The organism is Ruegeria sp. CDSC052, assembly GCF_059610685.1.
The window spans coordinates 1-22,016 of sequence record NZ_JBXWOB010000009.1; the positions used below are offsets into that span (position 1 = coordinate 1).

23 protein-coding genes are annotated in these 22,016 nt (G+C 57.0%); 13 read left to right on the forward strand and 10 right to left on the reverse strand.

The window, feature by feature from the left end:
* Window positions 1-153: 153 nt before the first annotated feature.
* Window positions 154-1,866, forward strand: coding sequence for an adenylate/guanylate cyclase domain-containing protein (locus AC2FIM_RS14345; protein WP_496708361.1), 1,713 nt, complete (start codon window positions 154-156; stop codon window positions 1,864-1,866).
* Between the two features lie 71 nt (window positions 1,867-1,937).
* On the opposite strand, the gene AC2FIM_RS14350 is transcribed toward AC2FIM_RS14345, so the two are convergent.
* Window positions 1,938-2,351 (reverse strand): cupin domain-containing protein, encoded by a 414-nt coding sequence (locus tag AC2FIM_RS14350; RefSeq protein ID WP_142639076.1) that lies wholly within the window; start codon window positions 2,349-2,351, stop codon window positions 1,938-1,940.
* 792 nt (window positions 2,352-3,143) lie between these two features.
* Between AC2FIM_RS14350 and AC2FIM_RS14355 the strand changes: the two genes are divergently transcribed.
* Complete coding sequence (locus tag AC2FIM_RS14355) at window positions 3,144-3,593, forward strand: tyrosine-type recombinase/integrase (protein WP_246097292.1); 450 nt, start codon at window positions 3,144-3,146, stop codon at window positions 3,591-3,593.
* 116 nt (window positions 3,594-3,709) lie between these two features.
* Here the strand turns inward: AC2FIM_RS14355 and urtE are convergent, their stop codons facing one another.
* From urtE to AC2FIM_RS14385, 6 genes are all read right to left on the reverse strand, one after another.
* The gene (gene urtE, locus AC2FIM_RS14360; protein WP_142639074.1) at window positions 3,710-4,417 is read right to left on the reverse strand and encodes an urea ABC transporter ATP-binding subunit UrtE; all 708 of its coding nucleotides are present in this window, start codon (window positions 4,415-4,417) and stop codon (window positions 3,710-3,712) included.
* Window positions 4,407-5,147: an urea ABC transporter ATP-binding protein UrtD gene (urtD, locus tag AC2FIM_RS14365; protein ID WP_496679878.1), complete on the reverse strand. Its 741-nt coding sequence runs from the start codon at window positions 5,145-5,147 to the stop codon at window positions 4,407-4,409. The genes urtE and urtD overlap by 11 nt, the downstream gene beginning before the upstream one ends.
* Window positions 5,144-6,403, reverse strand: coding sequence for an urea ABC transporter permease subunit UrtC (urtC, locus tag AC2FIM_RS14370; RefSeq protein WP_142639070.1), 1,260 nt, complete (start codon window positions 6,401-6,403; stop codon window positions 5,144-5,146). The genes urtD and urtC overlap by 4 nt, the downstream gene beginning before the upstream one ends.
* A gap of 2 nt (window positions 6,404-6,405) precedes the next feature.
* A complete protein-coding gene (gene urtB / locus AC2FIM_RS14375) occupies window positions 6,406-8,337 on the reverse strand; it encodes an urea ABC transporter permease subunit UrtB (RefSeq protein ID WP_496679881.1) in 1,932 nt (643 codons plus the stop codon).
* A 110-nt stretch (window positions 8,338-8,447) separates the two neighbouring features.
* On the reverse strand, window positions 8,448-9,722 hold the full coding sequence (urtA, locus tag AC2FIM_RS14380; RefSeq protein WP_142639068.1) for an urea ABC transporter substrate-binding protein: 1,275 nt from the start codon (window positions 9,720-9,722) through the stop codon (window positions 8,448-8,450).
* A gap of 301 nt (window positions 9,723-10,023) precedes the next feature.
* Window positions 10,024-10,401 (reverse strand): hypothetical protein, encoded by a 378-nt coding sequence (locus AC2FIM_RS14385; protein ID WP_142639066.1) that lies wholly within the window; start codon window positions 10,399-10,401, stop codon window positions 10,024-10,026.
* Window positions 10,402-10,682: 281 nt separating this feature from the next.
* Here AC2FIM_RS14385 and AC2FIM_RS14390 point away from each other — a divergent pair, with 281 nt between their 5' ends.
* From AC2FIM_RS14390 to ureG, 8 genes are read left to right on the forward strand one after another with little or no spacing between them, the layout of a single operon-like run.
* On the forward strand, window positions 10,683-11,510 hold the full coding sequence (locus AC2FIM_RS14390; RefSeq protein ID WP_496708363.1) for an urease accessory protein UreD: 828 nt from the start codon (window positions 10,683-10,685) through the stop codon (window positions 11,508-11,510).
* A gap of 3 nt (window positions 11,511-11,513) precedes the next feature.
* Window positions 11,514-11,816, forward strand: coding sequence for an urease subunit gamma (locus tag AC2FIM_RS14395; protein ID WP_271952423.1), 303 nt, complete (start codon window positions 11,514-11,516; stop codon window positions 11,814-11,816).
* Window positions 11,817-11,825: 9 nt separating this feature from the next.
* Window positions 11,826-11,996: a hypothetical protein gene (locus tag AC2FIM_RS14400; RefSeq protein WP_185956729.1), complete on the forward strand. Its 171-nt coding sequence runs from the start codon at window positions 11,826-11,828 to the stop codon at window positions 11,994-11,996.
* Window positions 11,993-12,298: an urease subunit beta gene (locus tag AC2FIM_RS14405; protein WP_281995608.1), complete on the forward strand. Its 306-nt coding sequence runs from the start codon at window positions 11,993-11,995 to the stop codon at window positions 12,296-12,298. The genes AC2FIM_RS14400 and AC2FIM_RS14405 overlap by 4 nt, the downstream gene beginning before the upstream one ends.
* A complete protein-coding gene (gene ureC / locus AC2FIM_RS14410; protein WP_496708364.1) occupies window positions 12,298-14,010 on the forward strand; it encodes an urease subunit alpha in 1,713 nt (570 codons plus the stop codon). The genes AC2FIM_RS14405 and ureC overlap by 1 nt, the downstream gene beginning before the upstream one ends.
* 6 nt (window positions 14,011-14,016) lie before the next feature.
* A complete protein-coding gene (locus tag AC2FIM_RS14415; protein ID WP_271952427.1) occupies window positions 14,017-14,496 on the forward strand; it encodes an urease accessory protein UreE in 480 nt (159 codons plus the stop codon).
* Window positions 14,480-15,127: an urease accessory protein UreF gene (locus AC2FIM_RS14420; protein WP_271952428.1), complete on the forward strand. Its 648-nt coding sequence runs from the start codon at window positions 14,480-14,482 to the stop codon at window positions 15,125-15,127. Before AC2FIM_RS14415 ends, AC2FIM_RS14420 begins: the two co-directional genes overlap by 17 nt.
* Window positions 15,124-15,735, forward strand: a complete 612-nt coding sequence (ureG, locus tag AC2FIM_RS14425) for an urease accessory protein UreG (RefSeq protein ID WP_271952430.1) — start codon at window positions 15,124-15,126, stop codon at window positions 15,733-15,735. The genes AC2FIM_RS14420 and ureG overlap by 4 nt, the downstream gene beginning before the upstream one ends.
* Window positions 15,736-15,841: 106 nt before the next feature.
* Here ureG and AC2FIM_RS14430 read toward each other — a convergent pair whose 3' ends face one another.
* The 3 genes from AC2FIM_RS14430 to AC2FIM_RS14440 all read right to left on the reverse strand — a co-directional run bounded on the left by AC2FIM_RS14430 (window position 15,842) and on the right by AC2FIM_RS14440 (window position 18,823).
* Entirely contained in the window at window positions 15,842-16,225 is a 384-nt protein-coding gene (locus tag AC2FIM_RS14430) for a GNAT family N-acetyltransferase (protein ID WP_416383945.1), read from the reverse strand.
* A gap of 989 nt (window positions 16,226-17,214) precedes the next feature.
* Window positions 17,215-17,631, reverse strand: coding sequence for a methylglyoxal synthase (locus AC2FIM_RS14435; protein WP_142639050.1), 417 nt, complete (start codon window positions 17,629-17,631; stop codon window positions 17,215-17,217).
* On the reverse strand, window positions 17,615-18,823 hold the full coding sequence (locus AC2FIM_RS14440) for a GntR family transcriptional regulator (protein ID WP_496679846.1): 1,209 nt from the start codon (window positions 18,821-18,823) through the stop codon (window positions 17,615-17,617). Before AC2FIM_RS14440 ends, AC2FIM_RS14435 begins: the two co-directional genes overlap by 17 nt.
* Window positions 18,824-18,954: 131 nt before the next feature.
* Here AC2FIM_RS14440 and AC2FIM_RS14445 point away from each other — a divergent pair, with 131 nt between their 5' ends.
* From AC2FIM_RS14445 to AC2FIM_RS14455, 3 genes are all read left to right on the forward strand, one after another.
* Window positions 18,955-19,935, forward strand: coding sequence for a Bug family tripartite tricarboxylate transporter substrate binding protein (locus tag AC2FIM_RS14445; protein ID WP_496679850.1), 981 nt, complete (start codon window positions 18,955-18,957; stop codon window positions 19,933-19,935).
* Between the two features lie 63 nt (window positions 19,936-19,998).
* The gene (locus AC2FIM_RS14450; RefSeq protein WP_142639045.1) at window positions 19,999-20,430 is read left to right on the forward strand and encodes a tripartite tricarboxylate transporter TctB family protein; all 432 of its coding nucleotides are present in this window, start codon (window positions 19,999-20,001) and stop codon (window positions 20,428-20,430) included.
* 12 nt (window positions 20,431-20,442) lie between these two features.
* On the forward strand, window positions 20,443-21,984 hold the full coding sequence (locus AC2FIM_RS14455) for a tripartite tricarboxylate transporter permease (RefSeq protein ID WP_271952440.1): 1,542 nt from the start codon (window positions 20,443-20,445) through the stop codon (window positions 21,982-21,984).
* Window positions 21,985-22,016 lie beyond the last annotated feature (32 nt).

A 22,016-nucleotide genomic window follows, 5' to 3' on the forward strand; every position in this document is an offset into this window, starting at 1 on the left:
CCAAAGGTATTCCTCTCGGCCATCGCTCTCGCTGCTACAGTCCTATTCTGGCTGTAAATCAATGAGTCTGGAGCCTACGGCTTTTCAAAATCTGACGAATGGGCTGACAGAAGCAACCCACCGAGCTAACTTCATTGCAAAGAGGAGGGGTGAATGGGAAGACGTCTCACGACGGTATTGGCCGCCGACATTGTGGGCTATTCCGCGCTGATGGATCAGGACCGTACTGGCACAGTCGCTGCATTAAAGACCTTCCGCGAGGACACGTTTCTCCCGATCGTGGAAGATACCAATGGTTCACTGATCAAAAGCATGGGCGACGGCTGGATCGTCGAGTTTCAATCACCATCTGAAGCAGCAGCTTGCGCGATTGCAGTTCAGTCCGCCCACAAACCTGACCACATCAAACTGCGCATCGGGGTTCACACAGGGGAAGTGGTAACCGATGGCGATGACATTTTCGGCGACGGCATCAATGTTGCGGCGCGTCTGGAGGCTCTCGCGAAGCCGGGACAAGTGCTCTTTTCAGATACGTCACATAACAGCCTTGACCGTAACGATGCGGGATTATTCGACGGCGGAGAGCAAACCGAACTGAAAAACATCACGCGGCATGTTGGAATCTGGTGTTGGCCAAAGGGTACGAAAGCCAATCTCGCGATCAAAGCGGATGTGAGGCCGGGAATCGCAGTGCTCCCATTCGACAATATGTCGGGTGATCCGGAGCAGGAGTTCTTTGCCGATGGCATAACGGAAGACATCATAACTGAGCTATCTCGGTTTCGTTGGTTGATGGTCGTCGCACGAAACTCTTCTTTTGCTTATAAGGGGAAAAGCACGGACATCCGCGACGTGGGCCGCGACTTAGGGGTTCGGTATGTACTGGAAGGCTCCGTTCGGCGTTCCGGGCAGCGCGTCCGCATCACGGGACAGCTCATAGATACCGAAAATGGGAGCCATTTGTGGGCGGACCGCTTTGACGGTGTGCTCGACGACATCTTTGATCTTCAAGATCAAGTCACCGAAGACGTAGTTACAGCTATTGAACCATCGGTGCGGCACGCTGAAACAAATCGTGCGCGTGCAAAACCCACCAAGGACTTACAGGCATACGAGCTCTACCTCCGAGCATTATCACATTTCCACTTGCTGACTGACCAAGACAACATAGAGGCAATACGACTGACAAAACTGGCTTTGGATCGAGATCCGGAATACGCCTCCGCAGCGGGCTTGCTAGCATGGCTTCATATCCAACGTCTTGTGCAAGGTTTGGAACCTGTAGATCAGGGACCCAAGTCAGCTGTCGCGGCCGCAGAGCAGGTGCTGCGGAGCGATCGCGCGGACGGCATTGCAAAGGCTTATGCCGCACATTCGATCTCTATGCTGGCACAAGACCTGTCCCGTGCGCGGACAGCCTTTAAGGAAGCATTGTCGGAAAATCCCAACGCGGCGACGGTCCACATGCTCGCCGCTGCAAATCTTTATTTGCTGAATCGCCCTGACAAGGCGCTGGAACATGCAGTCCGGTCTGTCGAACTCAGCCCGGGTGATCCATTGCGGCACGCCGCTTTCATGGGACAGGGTGCCGCCTTGTTTCACTTGGGACGTTATGAGGAAGCCGCGCAGGCCTGTCGCGAAGCCTTGTCTGTGCGTGCAACCTTCCTGATGAGCCACCTGATGCTGATTGCCTCGCTTGCTGAGCTCGATGACATAGATGCGGCAAAAACAGCGGCTGTCAAATTGAACGAAATCGCTCCGAATGCGGCTTCGATAACCGAGACAACACGTTTACCATTATTCTCTATTCCAACCTGCGCTGATCGCTGGCGCAGCGGGTGGAAAAAAGCAGGGTTGCAAGTGTGAAGGCAAACGGCACCCCCCCGGTTCCGACAACCATGCATTCGGTAAAGGATGTTTCGCCTTTGTCTTGAAAATCAGTCGCTGACCAAAACTCTGCCTGGCTGGCCCTCCTCATGGACACGGAACACCAAAATGGTTGCCCCTTCGTCCCCTGAGCGAGCGGTGTGCACTTTCTTCAACGGAACGACGCCAACGTCACCTGAAAAAGCTTCTTGTTCGCCTTCGCCGTCTAGGATGAGGGTGACGCTGCCCCGCAGAATGTAGGCAAATTCTTCACCGGGATGCCAATGCATTGGTAAAGTGAGGTTTGGTGGTAGGGCAACATGGCTCACGACAACCTCCAAGCCCTCAGTGCTTTTGAGCGACTCGGTTAGCAAGTCCTGAATAAGCGGTTTTTGCAAAGCCGCTGGATCCCGCACATCGTGCGACATAGCCGCTGCGGCACCAGTCACGACAATCAAAAAAGCAAATATGATTGGTTTCCACATCTAATCCCCTCCTACTTTTAGAAGATGATGGCATTGGGACCTTTTCGAAATCAATGCTGGTGTGCACGCGGTTAACTGCGGCGTTCCAAATTGTTGTGTCAAAGGCTGTTCCAGGGTCCGCAAAGTTCGCGGAGCGCTTCTTAGTGGACGGTGCGGCGAGTGGCGGCTTAGTCCGCTCACCTACCATTTGCCGCTCGGGTCTGAACGTCCGGAATGTGCGGTTCGCTACGTGCCGCACATGCAAAAGTCCGAAGCTCGGTCGACAGCAGGTAAGGGCTCTTACCACCAATCGATGACCACCGCGGAGAATGGCGGCAGCGTGCCCAACCTGTACCTCGGGTTTTTTCGCTGCGTACGCTCGCAACACGGAAATCTCTGCGCACGCACGAATTCTTGTGTTACGGCACAGCGCTGAATTCGGCCATTCACATATTGCCTAGCAAGAATGTGCGCCCGGATTCACAGGTTGTGGACTGAAGCAGTGATCCGTGAAAATCCGTGCAAGCGTCGGCCCACCGGACCGGTGCTTCCACGGTGGGGCTGACGCGCCTTGATTCCGTTCTGGGGTGCATCACAACCTATGTCCGCCAACGAACTCAAAGCGGTTCAATGCATGCACCGAGAACTCAAGTAGAGTGGGCTTCGGACAGCAGGCATCCGATTCGATTGTACAATTGTCTCGTTGGCGTGGTGCCGATGATTGGATGCGGAGGGCGGATTGGAGGGAACATTATGCCTAGAGTTCAACTTCCCGCAGTCACCCCAAAGCGCAGAGCATGAAACAAGGGGCGGATCATCGGCCAGAAACGACCCTTGCTTCCCAAGCAGGTCTGGGCGATCCGTGCTCGAGAACGGGTTTCAGTGGTCCAGAGCAAAACCAAGAAACCAGTACAATTCGAACTGACGGAAAACACACAGGATACGGTTCATGCTTGGGTCAAGTCGCCAAAGATGATGGGCTGTAGCTTCATGTTTCCGAGCCGTTTCCTCGAGCGACCCCATATCTCAACGCGTCAGCATGGTCGGCTTGTCAGAGATTGGGTGACTGCGATTGGATTGGAGTCGAGCGGTTACGGGACCCATTCACTCCGCCGAACCAAAGCAGCGGAGATTTACCGTAAGACAGGGAATCTCCGCGCAGTGCAGCTTTTGCTGGGTCACACTAAGATTGACAGTAGAGTGCGTTACCTTGGCGTTGAGTTGGAAGATGCTCTCACTATTGCGGAGCAGATTGAAATCTGACCCGCGTCGGCGAATGGCACTTGCCGTTCGCCGGTTTGGAACAGACTTACGGCCTTGAAGCGGTAAAACCGGTTATGAAGGGAAGAATAGTATACAGATCACCCTGCCATTGCGTACTACAAAGACGTGCTGGCGGTCAGCTTTTCGAGTGATAGTTCCGGCTTTCGCGCGCTCAGTTTGACGGCACCGCGCTCCATCACGACGAAGGCATCCCCAAGATCATAGGCGAAGGACAGATACTGTTCGACTAGGACGATCGCGATGTTCCCGCGTTCCTTCAGAATGCGGATGGTGCCGCCGATCTGCTGGATGACGTTCGGCTGGATACCTTCGGTCGGTTCATCCAGAAGAAGCACTTTCGGGTTCGACACCAGCGCGCGCGCGATCGCCAGTTGCTGTTGCTGGCCGCCTGAAAGGTCACCGCCCCGCCGTTGCAGGAACTTCTTCAGAATGGGGAACAGATCAAAAATCTCGTCCTTCACCTTGCGTTCGCCACTTGGCAGGCAGGCAAATCCCGTCTCAAGGTTTTCCTGCACCGTCAAAAACGGAAAGATCTCGCGCCCCTGGGGCACATAGGCAACGCCCTTCCGCGCAAGGTCAAAGGCCTTCAGCTTTCCGATGCTTTGGCCGTCCAGATCATAGTCGCCCCCCGACCGGGGATGGGTGCCCGCCAGTGCCTTTAACAGCGACGTCTTGCCTACGCCATTAGTGCCCATCAAGCAGGTGACCTCGCCCTGGGCCGCGTCGAAATCCACGCCGTTCAGAATTTGGCTGCCGCCATAGTGCAGCGTCAGATCGCGGATGCTGAGGAAACTATCGGCCAAGGTACACCTCGATGACTTGCTGGTTCTTGGTGACGTGATCGATCGAGCCTTCGGCCAGAACCGAGCCTTCGTGCAGCACGCTCACTTTGCAATCCAAACGCCGTACGAAATCCATGTCGTGTTCCACTACGACGACAGCGCGGGTCTTCGCCGCGTCCCGCAGAATTTGCGTGGTCTTCTGACGTTCTGCGGTCGTCATGCCTGCCGCAGGTTCGTCCACCAGCAACAGCTTCGGTTCCTGTGCCAAGAGCATCCCGATCTCCAACCATTGCTTTTGCCCGTGGGACAACTCGCCAGATTTCCGTGACAGAACCGCGTCCAGCCCAATGACATCCGCCAGTTCTTCGACCCGGGCAAAGTCCGGTGTTTCGGGTTTGAACAGCAGCACGGCCAGCGGCGACCGCGACTTTTTCAGCGCCATCATCAGGTTGTCTTGAACTGTCTGATCCTCAAACACCGTGGGTCGCTGGAACTTGCGCCCGACCCCTTCCATGGCGATCTTGCTTTCCGATTTGCCCAGCAAGGACACGGGCGGTTCGCCCCAAAGCACATGGCCCTCGTCAGGCCGGGTTTTACCGGTCACCACATCCATGAAGGTGGTCTTGCCCGCGCCGTTCGGGCCGATGACCGCCCGCAATTCGGCCCTGTCAATGCTGAACGACAGGTTGTTCAGCGCCTTGAACCCGTCAAAGCTGACCGACACGCCCGAGACTTCAAGAAGCGCGCTCATGCATCTGCCTCCTTTTCTCTCAAAGAACCGTGGCCCGGCCCCAGGTCGCGCCCATGCCGATTGGGGTTGCGACGCGCTGCCAAGGCGTCGAACAGCCCTCCAATGCCTTTCGGTGCGAAAAGCGTAACCGCCACGAAGGACAGCCCCAACAGGACGGTCCACCAATCGACCCATTGAATGCGATACCCGGCGATGTTCAGGTCAGGGGCTTGCCCGCCGGTAAACCAGGTCGACAAGAGCGAGACGAAAGCCGCGCCGATCACGGCTCCGTACAATCTCCCACGCCCGCCGATGGCCACCCAGACCGCCAGATAGATCGAGGCAATGGGCGCCAGTTCCGCCGGGTTGATGATGCCCGCCTGTGGGTAGTAGATTGCGCCTGCAATGCCAGCGAGCACGGCCGATACGGTGAAGACAAACAGCTTGAACGCCTCGACTGGATAGCCAAGGAAGCGCACCCGCGCTTCGTCGTCCCGAATGCCGCGCAGGACCGAGCCGAACTTGCCCGATACCATCCAAGTCGCCAGCACGTATCCAAGTCCAAGAGCCAGGGCCGAGGCCCAAAGGAACCAGACCGAAACGATGGCCTGACTAGTGCTCTCCAACCCCGGCAGGTTCTGCAGGCCTGACAGACCGTTGTTGCCGCGCAATCCGCTGTCGTTTTGGAACAGGTACAGTGACAGCGCCAGCGTCATCGCCTGCGTCAGGATCGAAAGGTACACACCTGTCACCCGGCTGCGGAAGGCCAGCCAGCCAAAGACCAGCGCCAGAAGCCCCGGCGCCAGTACGACGGCGGCCAGTTGCAGCGGCAGAGAATGGGCAAAGGCCCAGATCGGCGGAAATTCCGAGGCTCCGACGACACCGAAGATCTGGCCAGCGATCCCGCTGGAGACCTCTTCGGGCGTTGGCGGCAGCCCTCCGGCGGCGAGGCTCTCGACGACGATCAGACGCGTCCGCTCGTACATCAGCCACATGCCTATCGCGTAACCGCCCATTCCGAAGAAGGCCATATGCCCAAGGGACAGGATACCGCAATAGCCCCAGACCAGATCCATCGCCAGCGCGACGAGGCAGAGGCACAGGGTCTTGCCCAGGGTCTTGACGAAACTGGTTGAGATGACGCCGATACCGAACCCTTCGGACAGGATCGTCACGCCCAGGGTGAACAGCCCCAGACAGGCCAGAAAGATAAGCACCGACGGATAACGCACCACGAAAGGTGTGCGACGCACAGGGCCTGCTGTCAGTTCCGCCATGCTCATGCCTCCGCCGCCCGGCCTTTAAGCGCGATGATCCCGCGCGGCCGGAATTGGATGAAGAGGATGATGAAGAGGATCATATAGGTCTGTGCGGCCAGTGTGTTCGAGGGGTTCAGCCATTCGATCCCTTTTTGCAGCGAGCCAACCATGGTCGCGCCCAGAAGCGTGCCCCAGATGTTGCCAACGCCGCCCACGACCACGGTCATGAAGCTTTGCACGATATAGTCCGCGCCCATCTCGCTGGTCACTTTGGCGTAAAGCCCAATCGCCACACCCGCAATCCCGGCAATACCCGAGCCGAAGCCGAAGGTTAGCATGTTGATCCTGTCAGGGTTGATCCCCATCGAGGCCGCCATGCGGGGGTTCTGCGTCACCGCCCGCACTTCCAGCCCCAATCGAGTGCGGTTCATGACGAAAAGGAATAGCGCCATGAACAAAAGCGCCAAAACGAAAATTGCGATCCGGATATAGCTGATCGACACGATGTCATTGAACACCAGCGATCCGTCCAGCCAGCCGGGCGAGGTGAGGGGCCGCGCTTGCGTGCCGAAGATGTTCTTGGCGATCTGTTGCAGGGCAATGGAAATCCCGAAAGTCGCCAGAAGCGTCTCCAGCGGGCGATGGTAGAGGTGGCGGATCACTAGCCGTTCCATCGTGACCCCTGCGCCGAAGGTGACGGCAAAGGCCAGCGGCAAGGCGACGATAATGGAAATCGTGTAATCCGGGATGATCTGCTGGACGACGTAGCCGGTGTAGGCGCCCATCATGATGAACTCGCCATGGGCCATGTTGATCACGCGCATCACGCCAAAGGTGATAGCAAGACCGATGGCGGCAAGAAAGTAGATCGAAGCGAGCGACAGGGCGTCAAGGCCAAGGTCAAATGCCTGGTTGAATGCCACCTTGTTTTCGATGCCCGTCAGCACCGCCGCCGCGGCAACGGCCACTGAAGGCGAGCCGCTGTAGCGTTCGTAGAACGTGAAGCCTGCCAGGGTTTCATCCACCTCGGCTTCGGTGGCCACAGGGTCTACCACGCCCTGTTCGGCCAAAGCTTCATAGGCAAGGTCGCGTGCGTCTTCGCTGTTCAGCGTCGCCACATGAACCCCCGCGACCGATCCCTCCGAGATGTTGGCCAAAAGCGCGTTCCGCTTGTCGTACCGGTTGATCCGGGGTTTCGCCAGATCGGCGGCAACCAGAAGGTCATAGGCGGACTCGCGCGGCAGGTCGTCGCTGCCGACGGTCAGGATGCGGGCGATGTCATCGCCCTCGGGTGCTTGTGCCGAAGCCTCGACCTTCACGGCCAAAAGCGGGTTCAATGCGGCCCGGACATCGACACCAAGATCGCCGTCAAACTGCTGGATGGCAGCAATCCTCTCCTCGTCGGTCGCGCCGAAGCGGATTGTCAAAAGTCCCTGAAGGCGTTCCATGCGACTTTGCACAGACTGGTCCGTTTCGTTGGGCAGAACTTTGGTCAGGGCCACAAGATGGGACGCCTCCGAGTCACGCTCGATCGCATTCAGGGCCTGCATCTTTTCGGCAAAGGACCCTGATAGTTGGAATTGCACCAGGGCCGCGCCGATCATGCCGCGAATGCCGCTGTTGGGTTTCAACTGTTTGAAGTCACGGGCAACGAAAGTGCCAAGTTCCGCGCCATCGGCAAAGTCGAACGCCGTCAATTCCTTGCCCGAGGCTTCGCCATAGACGAAAAGCCCGGTGTCCTTGTCGCGCCACATCTCTTTGTTTTGCCAGCGTTCCAGCACGACCTGGGCCTCGACCAGACCACTGGAGGCAAGCGCGTCGATGGCAGGACCGATGGTCTTGCGCGAGGATTTGGCGATGATTTCGCCATGTTCTTGCAAAAGTTGCTGGATCGGCGCCTCGGCGTTCTGCGCCGAAAGTGGCAAGGCAAGAGCGCACAGAAGCACCGACATGAAACCGATGTTGAACCGACGTATAAGCGACATGGATAGTTCAGCCCCCGTAAGGCGTTCTGGGGGCGACATTCGCCGCACCCGTTGGGTGGGTTTTCAACCCACCATGCTTAGTAGTTCGACTTGATCTGAACGCAGGACGACGTTTCGGTGTTGTACATCCCGCAATCGAGTTCCGCCCAATCGGATTTCAGCACCGCCGATTCCGGCAGGAAATCCGTCCAGGCATCGCCCGGCACTTCCTCCGTCTGGCTGATGATGTCGAACTGACCATCCTCGGTGATCTCACCGATCAGAACCGGCTTGGCCAAGTGGTGGTTCGGCAGCATGACCGCGGTGCCACCAGTCAGGTTCGGGAATTCCTGCCCGTACAAGGCGGTGCGCACGGCATCGACATCGGTGGTACCTGCTTCGGTCGCCGCATTCACCCACATGTTGAAGCCGATGTAATGCGCCTCCATCGGGTCATTCGTCACACGCTCGTCGCCCATGCGGGCTTTCCAGGCCTCGACCCATTCGGCGTTGGCATCGGTGTCTGCTGACTGGAAGTAATTCCAGGCTGCGAGGTGACCAACAAGGTTGGAGGTGTCGAGACCCGACAATTCTTCCTCGCCGACCGAGAAGGCCACGACGGGAATGTCGTCGGCGCTGATGCCAGCAGCCGCGAGTTCCTTGTAGAAGCCCACGTTTGCGTCGCCGTTGATCGTTGAAATCACGCCGACTTTCTTGCCATCCGCACCAAGAGCCACGACGTCCGAGACGATCTTGGACCAGTCAGAATGACCAAAGGGCGTGTAGTTGACGAAGATGTCGTCCTCGGCGATGCCCTTCTGCTGAAGATAGCTTTCCAGGATGTTGTTCGTCGTCCGGGGGTAAACATAGTCGGTGCCCAGAAGCGCGAATTTCTCGACGCCAAGTTCTTCCAGAAAGTAATCCGTCGCCGGGATTGCCTGCTGGTTGGGGGCGGCACCGGTGTAGAAGACGTTTTTTGAGGATTCCTCGCCTTCATATTGAACCGGATAGAACAGAAGTCCGTTCAATTCTTCGATCACAGGTAGAACCGATTTCCGCGACACGGATGTCCAGTTGCCGAAAATCACGTCAACCTCGTGTACCGAAATCAGCTCGCGCGCTTTTTCGGCAAAGAGCGGCCAGTCCGACGCCGGGTCGACCACGACGGCCTCCAACTCGCAGCCCAGAACGCCGCCTTTGGCGTTTTGCTGTTCGATCAGCATTTCCATCGTGTCTTTTAGTGTTGTTTCTGAAATCGCCATGGTTCCGGACAGGGAGTGCAGCACTCCCACCTTGATCGGGCAGTCTTGCGCCATGGCCGGCAGCATCGAAGCGGCCAGGACGGCAGCAGAACTAAGAAGTGTCTTTTTCATCGCAGTTTTCCTTCAGGCACTGCGCGGGGAAGCGTTGCTTTCAAGGGTGTGATCCCCCATATGCCCCCCACGCAATCTAATTGCGGAGTGCGGTGGTGTTTTGGAATTGCAAGGCCAGCACCATCGCACGTTCAACGGGATTTGTGTGATCCCGGAAGAAGTCGTTCCATGGAAATTGCTGCGACTGCGAGATCAGCGGGGGTTGGAAAACGGCCCCTGGCGTCAATCCGTCAAAAATTGCGCAGACTTTCGCGGGTTCGCCATTTTATTGTGCGAAAGAAACGCCAAATCTTTGGGCGCTTCAGCTTTCAAGCAAGAATCCTGTGCAATAGACGATCTCGGCCCGGGCACGCCGCACCGCCCATTTGGAGCGATCCGCATCGTGTGAGAATCTGGCGGCGGACAGCAATTTCGCATGCGCCATCTTGGCGTCGATACGCAGGTGAAGGGCATGACGTCGTTGATCGTCGGGCACCGTCGTGTTCAGAAGGTCGATGAACTGCGCCCGGCGATGCGCGATCTGATCCGTGCGGTCATCATTCATAAGCCAGGCATGTTCCAACTCGGCCGAGAACCGTCCTGCACATGCCGCGAATGAAGACATCAGGGGATCATCTGCCGCCGGACTTTGCTTCGGCAGGATAAGAAGCAGGACCAGAAAGGTTTTCAAACTGCTCATGATCCGATCATGAACGACCTAAGAGTCAGCAATCAAGCTTTCTGCCGCCTTATGGCTAACGCACACTTAACAGACGAAGTCCCTGTCACCCGTTCGACACGTCATTCAGGCATTTCCGTGTCGGCATCTCATCATTGCTGAACTTCTGGGCGAGTGGGGTCACTTTCGCACAGCAAATAGGCAGAACTCCGGGATTGGTCTTTTTCCCGGCGCGCAGCGGTGGATCACCCCCCAATCTGCATGGTGAACCATGCGGGTCGAGTACCGGGGGCGACAAACGCATGGGTCAACCACATCTGGCATCACGAGAGGCGAACACCGCCCCGAGATCCATCGGTGCCATGACCTTGTCGACCAAATGCCGTGACGGACGTACGGGCATAAACCGCTTCAGAACCTCGGGCGCTAGCAAGGTGGCTTTTCCGCGTCGCAAGGATGCCGTCGAAGCCATTGTGCTGAACACTTCGGGCGGATTAACAGGCGGCGACCGGTTTGAGGCTTCGGCCAGCGCCGGGCCGGACAGCCACCTGATCCTGACAACCCAAGCCGCAGAACGTGCCTATCGCAGCACATCTGGCGCTGCGTGTGTCAGCACGCGCCTGTCTGTCGCCATGGGCGCGGTACTGCATTGGTTGCCACAAGAGTTGATCATGTTTGACGGTGGTTGTCTCAACCGTCGCCTTGACGTGGACGTCACCGACGGAGCCGAGGCCGTGCTGGTCGAACCCGTCGTCTTCGGTCGACGCGCCATGGGCGAAACCCGTATCTCGGGCAGTTTTCGCGACCGGATCACCCTGCGCCACGATGGTCGCCCGATCTATTGGGACCGCATTAACCTGACCGGATCAATCAGCGCCAGTCTTGACCGTCCGGCCATCGCAGGCGGCATGACCGCCCTTGCCAGCGCCCTTTACTTCGGCCCGCGTGCCGAGGCGCTTTTGCCTATTGTCCGGCAACTTTTGCCAAAGACCGGCGGCGCAAGCCTTGTCGCGCCCGATCTTTTGACCATCCGACTTCTTGCCGCCGATTCCTATCTGTTGCGCCAATGGCTGGTGCCGGTGCTGGAACGCCTGACCGAAACCACCCTGCCGAAATCCTGGAGATTCTGACCCATGCAACTCAGCCCCCGCGAAAAAGACAAACTGCTGATCGCCATGGCTGCCGAAGTGGCCCGCAAGCGCCTTGCCCGTGGCGTCAAGTTGAACCACCCCGAGGCCATCGCGCTGATCACCGACACGGTCGTCGAAGGCGCTCGCGATGGCAGCTCGGTCGCCGACATGATGGAGGTAGGCGCCGAGGTCATCACCCGCGACGACTGCATGGCCGGCATCCCCGAGATGATCCACGAAGTGCAGGTCGAAGCCACCTTTCCGGACGGCACCAAGCTGGTCACCGTCCACAATCCCATCCGATAGGAGTCTCTCATGCGTTACGCTATTCCCGCTTTGTTTCTGGCTTCCCCCGCCTTGGCCCATCCTGCCAGCCTGCCGCATGGGCATTCAGCAGATTGGGCCGTACCCGTCGCATTGCTGTTGATTGGCGCGGCGGCCTTCATGGCCAAGCGCAAGGCAATCCGGGTTCGGAGACGCCAATGATCCCCGGCGAACTCTTTCCGGCGGACGGTGAGGTCACTCTGAACGCAGGGGCGGAGCCGATCACGCTAATGGTCGCCAATACGGGCGACCGACCGGTACAGGTCGGCTCACACTACCATTTCGGCGAGGCCAACGCGGCGCTCGATTTCGACCGCGACGCCGCACGCGGCATGCGTCTGGATATCGCAGCCGGGACAGCCGTGCGGTTTGAACCTGGTCAACGGCGCGAGGTGCAACTGATCCTGATTGGCGGCGCACGGCGTGTCTTCGGGTTCAACCAGCTTGTGATGGGAGATCTCTGATGCCCACCCAAATCCCCCGCTCTGACTACGCCGCCATGTTCGGCCCCACCACCGGCGACAAGCTGCGGCTGGCCGATACTGACCTGATCATTGAAGTGGAAAAGGACCTGACAGGCCCCTACGGCGAAGAGGTCAAATTCGGCGGCGGCAAGGTGATCCGCGACGGGATGGGTCAGGCGCAGACCACGCGCGCCGAGGGTGCGGTGGATACCGTCATCACCAACGCGCTGATCGTGGACGCAACCGGCATCTACAAAGCGGACGTCGGTTTGAAAGACGGCAAGATCCACAAGATCGGCAAGGCGGGCAACCCAGACACACAACCCGGCGTCGCCATCATCGTCGGCCCTGGCACTGAAGCCATCGCTGGCGAAGGCAAGATCCTGACGGCCGGTGGGTTCGACAGCCACATTCATTTCATCTGCCCGCAACAGATCGAGGATGCTCTGTATTCTGGTCTAACCACAATGCTGGGCGGCGGCACTGGCCCGGCCCATGGCACGCTGGCCACGACCTGCACACCGGGACCGTGGCACATTGGGCGGATGCTGCAGGCGGCGGATGCGTTTCCGATGAACCTCGCCTTTGCGGGAAAGGGGAATGCGTCGCTCCCCGCCGCTTTAGAGGAACAGGTCAAGGGCGGTGCCTGCGCGTTGAAGCTGCATGAGGATTGGGGCACGACGCCCGGCGCTATCGACTGTTGCCTATCTGTGGCGGACGACATGGACGTTCAGGTGATGATCCATACCGACACGCTGAACGAATCCGGCTTTGTCGAAAACACCATCGCCGCCATAAGGGGCCGCACCATCCACGCCTTCCACACCGAAGGCGCTGGGGGCGGCCATGCCCCTGACATCATAAAGATCTGTGGCGAGGCCCATGTTCTGCCGTCGTCGACCAACCCGACCCGACCTTTTACGGTCAATACAGTGGACGAACATCTGGACATGCTGATGGTCTGCCATCACCTGGACAAATCCATCCCAGAGGATGTGGCTTTCGCCGAAAGCCGCATCCGGCGCGAGACCATCGCCGCCGAAGACATCCTGCACGACATGGGGGCGTTCTCGATCATCGCTTCAGACAGCCAGGCCATGGGGCGTGTGGGCGAAGTGATCATTCGCACCTGGCAAACCGCTGACAAGATGAAGAAACAGCGGGGCGCCTTGGCCGAGGAGGTCGGCGACAACGACAATTTCCGCGTCCGTCGCTATATCGCGAAATACACGATCAACCCGGCCATTGCGCACGGGCTGTCAAAGCACATCGGTTCGATCGAAGAAGGCAAACGCGCCGATCTGGTCCTATGGAACCCGGCGTTTTTCGGTGTGAAGCCTGAGATGATCCTTATGGGCGGCAGCATTGTGTGTGCGCAGATGGGCGATCCAAACGCTTCGATCCCGACACCGCAGCCGGTCTATACCCGCCCGATGTTCGGGGCCTTTGGCCGGTCGCTGGAAGCCAATGCCGTGACCTTTGTTTCCGAGGCGGCACACTCCGAAGGACTGGGAGATGCGCTTGGATTGGCCAAGACAAGTTTGCCGGTGGAGAACACGCGCGGTATCGGCAAAGCGGATCTTGTCCTGAACGACGCCATGCCCGAGGTCGAGGTGCACCCCGAAACCTATGAGGTGCGGGCTGATGGCGAATTGCTGACCTGCCAACCTGCAACCGAGCTGCCCATGGCGCAGCGGTATTTTCTGTATTGAGGCCTCATGACCGATATTCCCATTGCACAAACGCTCCATCCCGCTGGCACATCAGACAATGCGGTGGCGGACTGCGCGTTGACGTATGACGCCCGATTTTTCCGGCGAAAGAAACTGACAACGACCGAAGGCTGGTCCTTTGTCGCAGACTTCGAACAGACCGTATCCCTGAACGATGGCGACGTGCTGGAACTGGGCGATGGACGTCTGGTCAAGGTGACGGCGGCACCCGAAAACCTCTTGGCCGTTTCCGGGCAAGACCTGCCCCGCCTCGCCTGGCACATCGGCAACCGCCACACACCTTGTCAGATCGAGGCGACCCGCCTTTTGATCCAGGATGATCCCGTCATCGCTCATATGCTGAGCCACCTCGGTGCCACGGTGACCCAAGTCACCGAACCCTTCACTCCGGAAGGCGGCGCCTATGGTCACGGGCGCACCCATGCGCATGATCACGGACACTCGGCCCATGCCCACGCCCATTGATGCGCACTTACTGACGCTGACCCAATGGCTGTCGCCCGCGTTTCCAGTGGGGGCCTTCGCCTATTCGCACGGACTTGAAACAGCGATCAACGAGGGTTGGATTGCCGCCGACGCGACCAGTTTGGAAGACTGGCTGAGAGATTGCCTGAGTGATGGCTCAGGCCGCGCTGATGCGATCTGGATGCGGCTGGCTTATGCTGCCGACGACCCATTGGAGATGGACGCGAAAGCACGTTCCTTTGCTATCGCCGAAGAGCGTCTGCGCGAAGCTGAAAGGCAGGGCGCTGCCTTTGTTGCGACGGTTAATGCTGTCTGGGGTTTGGCGCTGCCTGACATGCTGTTGCCCGTTGCCGTCGGTCGCGCCGCTAGATTGGCAGAGCTGGATATCGATACGACTGCCGTTCTCTATCTGCAGGCCTTTGTCGCAAACCTGACCTCCTCGGCCATTCGCCTGAGCCCCATCGGGCAGACGGCCGGTCAACGGGTGATCCTGAACTTGCAGCCCTTTTGCCTTCAGGTCGCCGAAGACACGAGAAATGCGGACACCACGGACGTTTTTGGCAACGCCTTTTTCTCAGACATCTCCGCGATGGCCCACGAAACTCTTGAACCGAGGCTCTTCCAATCATGACACAACTCAACGGCCCTTTGCGCATCGGTATCGGCGGCCCGGTCGGTGCAGGAAAGACTACCCTGACCGCGAGGCTTGCCGAACTTTTGAAAGACGATCACTCGATCGGCGTCATCACCAACGACATCTACACACAAGAAGACGCCGAAGCTCTGATGCGCATGCAAATCCTGCCTTCGGATCGCGTGATTGGAGTGGAAACCGGCGGCTGTCCTCATACGGCGATTCGCGAAGACGCGTCGATCAACCTGGCTGCCGTGGCCGAGATGCGGCTGCGTCACCCCGACGTCGAGGTCGTCCTGATCGAATCCGGTGGCGACAACTTATCGGCCACCTTCAGCCCGGAGTTGGCGGACCTGACAATCTATGTGATCGACGTGGCCGCAGGCGAGGAAATCCCACGCAAGGGTGGCCCCGCAATCACCAGGTCAGACATCCTAGTCATCAATAAAACCGACCTTGCCCCTCATGTGGGGGCATCTTTGGACGTCATGCGCCGAGACGCCGCGAGAATGCGGGGCGATCTGCCGGTGGTATTTGCCTGCCTGAAAGCCGGCCACGGTTCGGACGAGGTCGCGTCGCACCTTAGATCTCTTTCCGGCATTTGATGAGAGCCTAGCCGGCAAGAACGGTGCTTGGTCCACTTTGCGGGACTTTGAGAGTATTCGAGTATGTGTTAACGCAACGTTTCGGAACGTTTGTTTCTCCCCCCACTCAAATGAACAAGCAAAATCCCCTGGCTTCACCAACGACTTCTGCGGCTTGGGAGGAGGGCGATGACCAGTTTGGATGCAAAACTGCTTTAGCAACGCCCTGATCGATGCACAGCCGAGCATTGTGCTTTGCTGCAAGATACCTCATGCGGCGGTTCTCTCGCAGGCACATCAATTCAATTGAACTGATACCCCACTTCCGCGCGATTGCGATAATGCGCTCGAACAGCGCATCACCAATTCCGATGTTTTGCCAATCAGGTTCGACAGAAAAGGCGGCTTCCGTCTTTGTAGATCCGGTCTGGTCGTCACCGCGGAGTTCGGCGACGCCCCTCTGACGCCCTTTTGCAAACGCGCCACAGAGAATGCTGTCATAATGAGGAATGCTCTGAACTTAGGTCGTCAGACGCTCGTCGCTGACAGTCCACCAGAACCGCGCGCGTCGAGCTTCGGCGTCGAGCCGTCGAAAGTGATCGCAGATCTCGTTTTGGTCGGCTGGATAGTGTCGGCGAATGGCAAAGTCTTGATGATGTCCGAGATGGACCATCGCCTTGTCGCTCCGATTGCAGACGTGGGTTGGGCGAGCACCTTCGGGAGGAGGTGAAGGTGCTGGCCCAAAAGCATTGGCGGTCCCTGTTGATATTTTTCGTCGCCGCTGCTTTTGCTGGCTTACTCTGGGAGGAGCGAGGACCAGCAATTCTTGTTCAAGTTCGCCAGCAATCCTCGGATTGGGGCCCGCCGCATTGGTCTTGGTTTTTTCCGTCTGTTTCCTGCGCCATGAGCCGTTCCGCGTACTGCAGAATCTCGGAGCGCCTGATGCCGATCGCGGCCAATTGCTGATCGCTCATGTTCGCCAAAACCGACTTCGTCCGGGCTGCATGTATTGCCTTCAGAACGGATTTCGCCATTGCTGTGGATCTTGCCGCAAATCTGTAAATCGCGTTGGACAACGTGCCCAAGTTGGCTTTGTCAGGTCGGATCGTCGCGGTTGAATGGACACTAAACGCCATAAGCCGCCTCCAGCGCCAGTTTTTGGATGCCGTTGCGCTCGCAGCACGAATTCTGCTGCACATGCTTGCTTTATGATGCTACTCGGCGGCGGCGATACCTGCCATTTGATCCTGGCGCAGCAAGAATTTAGAAGGCAAGGATCAAGTCGCGGGCCAAACCGGACTCTTGTAGGTGCGGTAATTGCCGATGCAGCATTTTCTCGCAATCGCTGCGATATTTTTTGCCAACTCTGATTTATTCACCAGTTTTGCTACTCAAACGAGTCAACCGCGCTGGATCATGATCCTCCTCTTTCCCACTGCTTTCTGGCACGTCACGCCATCACTACGCTCCTTCGATGTTCCGGCTGCAAAGACAGGAACCTCAGACTGTTTTAGGCGGTTCAATGCTTGCCGCACGTACCAATAACGTTGCGCTTGCCGGGTTGATGGCCAGAGCCGTGTTATAAAGTGTGGCTAGCCGCAAAAGCGACTTCACATCCACATCGTGGGGCAAGGCAGAAAGCGGATCAATAAGGAAGACCAAAGCATCTAAACGCTCTTCTGCTATCAACGCCCCAATCTGGGCGTCGCCTCCCAACGGGCCGCTCTTTAAGCAAGTGATTTGCAATCCCGCTTCTTTGGCTATCCGGCCCCCGGTCGTGCCGGTACCGAATAGTTCTAATCTTTCCAGTTCAGGCTTATGCGCATTCGCCCATTCGATCATGGGATCTTTCATTTGATCATGGGCAACTAGCGCCATCGAGCGGATCGTGGGCACAATTCTAGCGTCGTTTGACATGGCTTTGTTCGATCTCTGAATGGTTGTCCGCCGCCCAACTCCAAGCCAGTGGCGATTTGCGTTTCAATGCTCCGCTAAGGTGCTGGCGCATCCGGTACGAGGCATCGGCAACACTTCCGCGTTCAAGAAGTGAAAGAATCTCTAGATGCTCTGAGCATTGCTCAATCAGGCGATCGCGGTTAATTTCAGCCTTGTATTCCATCAAACGGCGCATCCGGTTAACCCTCTGCAATGACATCAGGAAAAACGGGTTACCGGAGAGTTTGATCAGTTCTTCATGGAACAGCGAACCGTTTTTCAGCAATGACTCGTCCGGAGCGGAGTTGAGGTCCATGTTTAACATACCTTCCTGAATCCGCCGTTGCTCAGACAGAACTCTGTGGTCGAGTTCGAAGGTGGGTTCGAGCATTGCAACAGGTTCGATTGCCATCCGAAAACGGTAGATTTGGTCGAAGGCTTCCGGAGTCTTGGCAACAGGCAAAAAGCGCCATCCATACCCCTCCTTGCGTTCGATCCATCCTTCCCGTGACGCCCTGACCAAAAGGTCGTTAACCTTGGTTTTGGTCCAGCCGTATCGTTGTCGTAGAAATTGTTCTGTGACGTCCTCGGGGATCTGGTTTGTCAGCCAGTCATTAGCCAGTGCTTGATAGTCTTCATGTCCATCAGGTGGCGTATCAACTAAGGTTGCGTTGACTTTGGAAGGAATTTTGTCTGCAACAAAATACCCGCGATTTGTTTGCCGGATGAGGACGCTCTGGTTTTCTAGGTTGATCAGAGCCTCGCGCACTGGCGTGCGTGAAACACCGTATCTGTCGGCAACCTGTTGAGCGCTGATATGTTGTCCCGCAAGAATAGAGCCAGACACGATATCATGCAGAAGTCGGTTTGAAATTTTTTTTGAAAGCTCGCTTGTCCGTCCAGGCACCCTTATCACCAATCGACTGTTTGTTGGCATTTCCCAGATTGGATTCACGCCAAGAGTGCGCTCCAAGATTCTGGCTTTATAGCGAATAAAAAGCAAAAAATTGCATTTTCGTCTACATCTTTTTTCAGATCCCGCGTGGTAATTATTGGTTTTTGGTGGTGCGGCAAAAAGCAAGTAGGGTTCAGAAACTTCGAGGTTGCGGTAAAAAGCACAATTTAACAGCATGTTATGCGTCAGGTCGTCATCTGAGCTTAGCTTGACGCTCATCCAGAAGTGGATTTTTGCCTGTATAAAAGCAAAATAGGATTGGCTTTTGGTGCCTTAATATGCAATCACTGACGCTAGTGCGAGAATCGCGCTATCGAACAACGAACAAATGGGAGGAATTACTCGTGTTCATGAAACTTACTCGTGCAAGCGCGTTCGCAACCGTTGCCTTGCTGGCCGGTGTGGGCACAGCATCGGCTGAATTCAAAGCTGAAAGCCCGCAATGTATCGCACCTTCTAATCCGGGCGGCGGTTGGGATTTCATCTGCCGTACGACTGCTAAATATCTGTTTGATCTGGGTGTCATCGAAGACTCGATGCAAGTCACCAATATGTCCGGCGGCGGCGGCGGTGTTGCCTTCGCGCACGTCACCAAAGAGCGCAACGAAGACAACAATCTGATCGTAGCTGCATCAATGTCCACTAGCGCACGTATCGCGCAGGGCATTTATGAGGGGGCCGTGCAAGACGATGTGCACTTCCTCGCGACCTTCGGTGCTGAGTACGGTGCCATCGCAGTGCGTGCAGACTCACCATTTCAAGACCTCAGCGACATGATGGACGCGATCCTTGAAGATCCGCGTTCTGTTGGTATTGCTGGCGGCTCTTCTGTCGGCAGTTTTGACCACATTAAACCGATGCTCGTTGCTCGGGAAGCTGGCATGGAAGACGTTACGCAACTGAAGTACGTCTCGTTTGATGGTGGCGGTGAAGCAATGACCGGGTTGCTTTCAGGTGCGACAGAAGCTCTGTCGGGCGATTTCTCTGAGATGCTGGGCTTCCTAGAGTCGGGTGACATTCGTATCATCGGCATCATGGCGCCAGAGCGTTTGGCCAACTACCCAGACATCCCGACTGCAAAGGAACTGGGCTATGATGTCGTAGGTGCAAACTGGCGCGGACTTTACATGCCTGCAGGTGCCTCGGACGAAGCGAAAGAGTTCTGGTCAAATGCGATCCAGACCTTGGTTGCTGACCCGGGCTTCCAAGAGACCCTCGAAGCCGCCGCAATCGCGCCGTTCAACAACTTTGGCGACGACATGCACAACTTCGTAGCTGGTAGCATCGCAGATGTAACCAAGCTGTCGAAAGAGATTGGCATCATCGACTAATGCCATCAGGGCTGACCCGCTGCATCGGGTCAGCCCACTTCACTTAATTCTTGGGAGGGAAACATGAGTGACCGCATTTTTGGCGGCTTCGGCTTGGCTTTGGCCATCTTTTACATCTGGGCTGCATCAACAATCAAAGACAGCTTTATGGTAGATGTGGTTGGGCCCCGTGCTTTTCCTTACATCGTTGGCACTATCGTGGCCATCTGCTCGCTCTATTTCATTTTACGTCCCGATGACGAACCGGAATGGCCGCATATGCGCGAGTTCGCTGAAATCGTCTTCGCCGCTGTTGTCATGCTCATTTACAGCTGGGCGCTTCCCGAATTTGGCTTCTTGATTTCTACTGTATTTGCAACCGCTTACTTGACATGGCGCTTAGGGACGCAACCCCTTTGGTCCCTCGTCACAGGCGTCGGCACATCGGTAAGTATCTATGTCGTTTTCCACCTGATCCTCGGCCTTGCCTTGGCCAAAGGTCCACTTGGTTTCTGAGGAGCACTAGGCATGGAAATCCTTTCTCTTCTTGGTGATGGTTTTGCAATCGCACTCACCCCGCAAAACCTCCTACTGGCGGTTGTCGGGTGTTTTCTGGGGACGCTGATGGGTGCGCTGCCGGGTCTTGGCCCAGCAAATGGTGTCGCGATCTTGATTCCGATCGCGTTCTCACTGGGTCTGGACGCGACGGGGTCGCTGATCTTGCTTGTCAGTGTTTACTACGGCGCAATGTATGGCGGTCGTATCTCTTCGATCCTCTTGAATATCCCCGGCGATGAACCGGCCATGATGACCTGTTTGGATGGCTATCCAATGGCTCAGCAGGGCAAGGCAGGCGAGGCGCTGTCTTTGTCGGGCGTTGCGTCATTTGTTGGCGCATTCGTGGCAACTTGCGGTCTGGTCATTCTGGCTCCCCAGCTGGTTAAGATTGCGCTGTTGTTCGGTCCCGCGGAGTATTTTGTGTTGTTCACTGTTGCCTTCGCAACGCTTGGTGGGATCTCATCGACGAACCAAGCGAAGTCAGCCTTTGCAGCAGCGCTTGGTCTTGGCATTGCTATGATCGGCAGTGACAGCCAAACTGGCTCCCAACGTTTCACGTTCGACCACATTCATCTCTACGATGGTATCGACTTCCTGATCGCAATCGTCGGCCTGTTCGCGCTGAGTGAAGTGTTCATTTTCCTTGAACATCATCGCGGTGGTGCCGTTGGCTCGGCCGGAGTGACCAAGGTTGGCCGCATCATGCCCGATTTCGGAATGATCAAGCGCTGCATCCCCTCGATGGCACGCGGCACGGGTCTGGGTTTTTTCTCGGGCGTTCTGCCGGGAGCAGGCGCATCGCTGGGCTCGTTTCTGGCTTACTCGCTAGAAAAGCAAGCAGTTGACCGTGACGGCAAAACCTTTGGCAAAGGTGATCCAAGGGGCGTTGCGGCACCTGAAGCTGGCAACAATGCTGCCTCCGGTGGCGCGCTTGTACCGATGTTGGCATTAGGTGTACCGGGGTCGGGAACCACAGCGGTTTTGCTCGCAGTACTGCTACAGTTGAACATTACACCGGGTCCGCTTTTGTTCCAGAAAAGCCCGGACATTGTCTGGGGCCTAATCGCATCGCTGTTCCTCGCCAACTTCATTCTGCTGGCGATGAACATCCCGCTGGTTGGCATCTTTACCCGAGTATTGATGGTTCCGACCCGGATCCTGATGCCGATCGTCGCGATGATTTCCTTCGTGGGCATCTATTCGATCACAGGCTCGACATTTGATGTGATGTTGATGGTTGGCTTCGGTGTCGCTGGTTGGGTTTTGCGCAAGCTGGACGTGTCGTTGGTGCCGGTGATCCTCGGCATCCTTTTGGGCAACCAGATGGAAGTGAACCTGCGCCGCGCCATGACAATCTCCGATGGTGACTGGTTCATCCTTGTTGGCAGCCCTCTGGCGATCATCCTGTGGCTTATCGCAATTGCTGGCTTCGTTCTGCCCATGCTGATGGGTCGCAGAATGAAGAAGCGTATGGAAGCCGCCCGCAACGAAGAAGAATTCGTCGGCGACTAAGCCGGCGCCCCCCAAAGAATTTGGCTAACTGG

Bases quoted from the DNA above. Each gene is read 5' to 3' on its own strand.
- AC2FIM_RS14345 (WP_496708361.1), top strand. From the start codon at position 154: ATGGGAAGACGTCTCACGACGGTATTGGCCGCCGACATTGTGGGCTAT.
- AC2FIM_RS14350 (WP_142639076.1), bottom strand. From the start codon at position 2,351: ATGTGGAAACCAATCATATTTGCTTTTTTGATTGTCGTGACTGGTGCC.
- urtD (WP_496679878.1), bottom strand. From the start codon at position 5,147: ATGAGCGCGCTTCTTGAAGTCTCGGGCGTGTCGGTCAGCTTTGACGGG.
- urtC (WP_142639070.1), bottom strand. From the start codon at position 6,403: ATGGCGGAACTGACAGCAGGCCCTGTGCGTCGCACACCTTTCGTGGTG.
- urtB (WP_496679881.1), bottom strand. From the start codon at position 8,337: ATGTCGGTGCTTCTGTGCGCTCTTGCCTTGCCACTTTCGGCGCAGAAC.
- urtA (WP_142639068.1), bottom strand. From the start codon at position 9,722: ATGAAAAAGACACTTCTTAGTTCTGCTGCCGTCCTGGCCGCTTCGATG.
- AC2FIM_RS14385 (WP_142639066.1), bottom strand. From the start codon at position 10,401: ATGAGCAGTTTGAAAACCTTTCTGGTCCTGCTTCTTATCCTGCCGAAG.
- AC2FIM_RS14390 (WP_496708363.1), top strand. From the start codon at position 10,683: ATGGGTCAACCACATCTGGCATCACGAGAGGCGAACACCGCCCCGAGA.
- AC2FIM_RS14395 (WP_271952423.1), top strand. From the start codon at position 11,514: ATGCAACTCAGCCCCCGCGAAAAAGACAAACTGCTGATCGCCATGGCT.
- AC2FIM_RS14400 (WP_185956729.1), top strand. From the start codon at position 11,826: ATGCGTTACGCTATTCCCGCTTTGTTTCTGGCTTCCCCCGCCTTGGCC.
- AC2FIM_RS14405 (WP_281995608.1), top strand. From the start codon at position 11,993: ATGATCCCCGGCGAACTCTTTCCGGCGGACGGTGAGGTCACTCTGAAC.
- ureC (WP_496708364.1), top strand. From the start codon at position 12,298: ATGCCCACCCAAATCCCCCGCTCTGACTACGCCGCCATGTTCGGCCCC.
- AC2FIM_RS14415 (WP_271952427.1), top strand. From the start codon at position 14,017: ATGACCGATATTCCCATTGCACAAACGCTCCATCCCGCTGGCACATCA.
- AC2FIM_RS14420 (WP_271952428.1), top strand. From the start codon at position 14,480: ATGCCCACGCCCATTGATGCGCACTTACTGACGCTGACCCAATGGCTG.
- ureG (WP_271952430.1), top strand. From the start codon at position 15,124: ATGACACAACTCAACGGCCCTTTGCGCATCGGTATCGGCGGCCCGGTC.
- AC2FIM_RS14435 (WP_142639050.1), bottom strand. From the start codon at position 17,631: ATGTCAAACGACGCTAGAATTGTGCCCACGATCCGCTCGATGGCGCTA.
- AC2FIM_RS14440 (WP_496679846.1), bottom strand. From the start codon at position 18,823: ATGAGCGTCAAGCTAAGCTCAGATGACGACCTGACGCATAACATGCTG.
- AC2FIM_RS14445 (WP_496679850.1), top strand. From the start codon at position 18,955: ATGAAACTTACTCGTGCAAGCGCGTTCGCAACCGTTGCCTTGCTGGCC.
- AC2FIM_RS14450 (WP_142639045.1), top strand. From the start codon at position 19,999: ATGAGTGACCGCATTTTTGGCGGCTTCGGCTTGGCTTTGGCCATCTTT.
- AC2FIM_RS14455 (WP_271952440.1), top strand. From the start codon at position 20,443: ATGGAAATCCTTTCTCTTCTTGGTGATGGTTTTGCAATCGCACTCACC.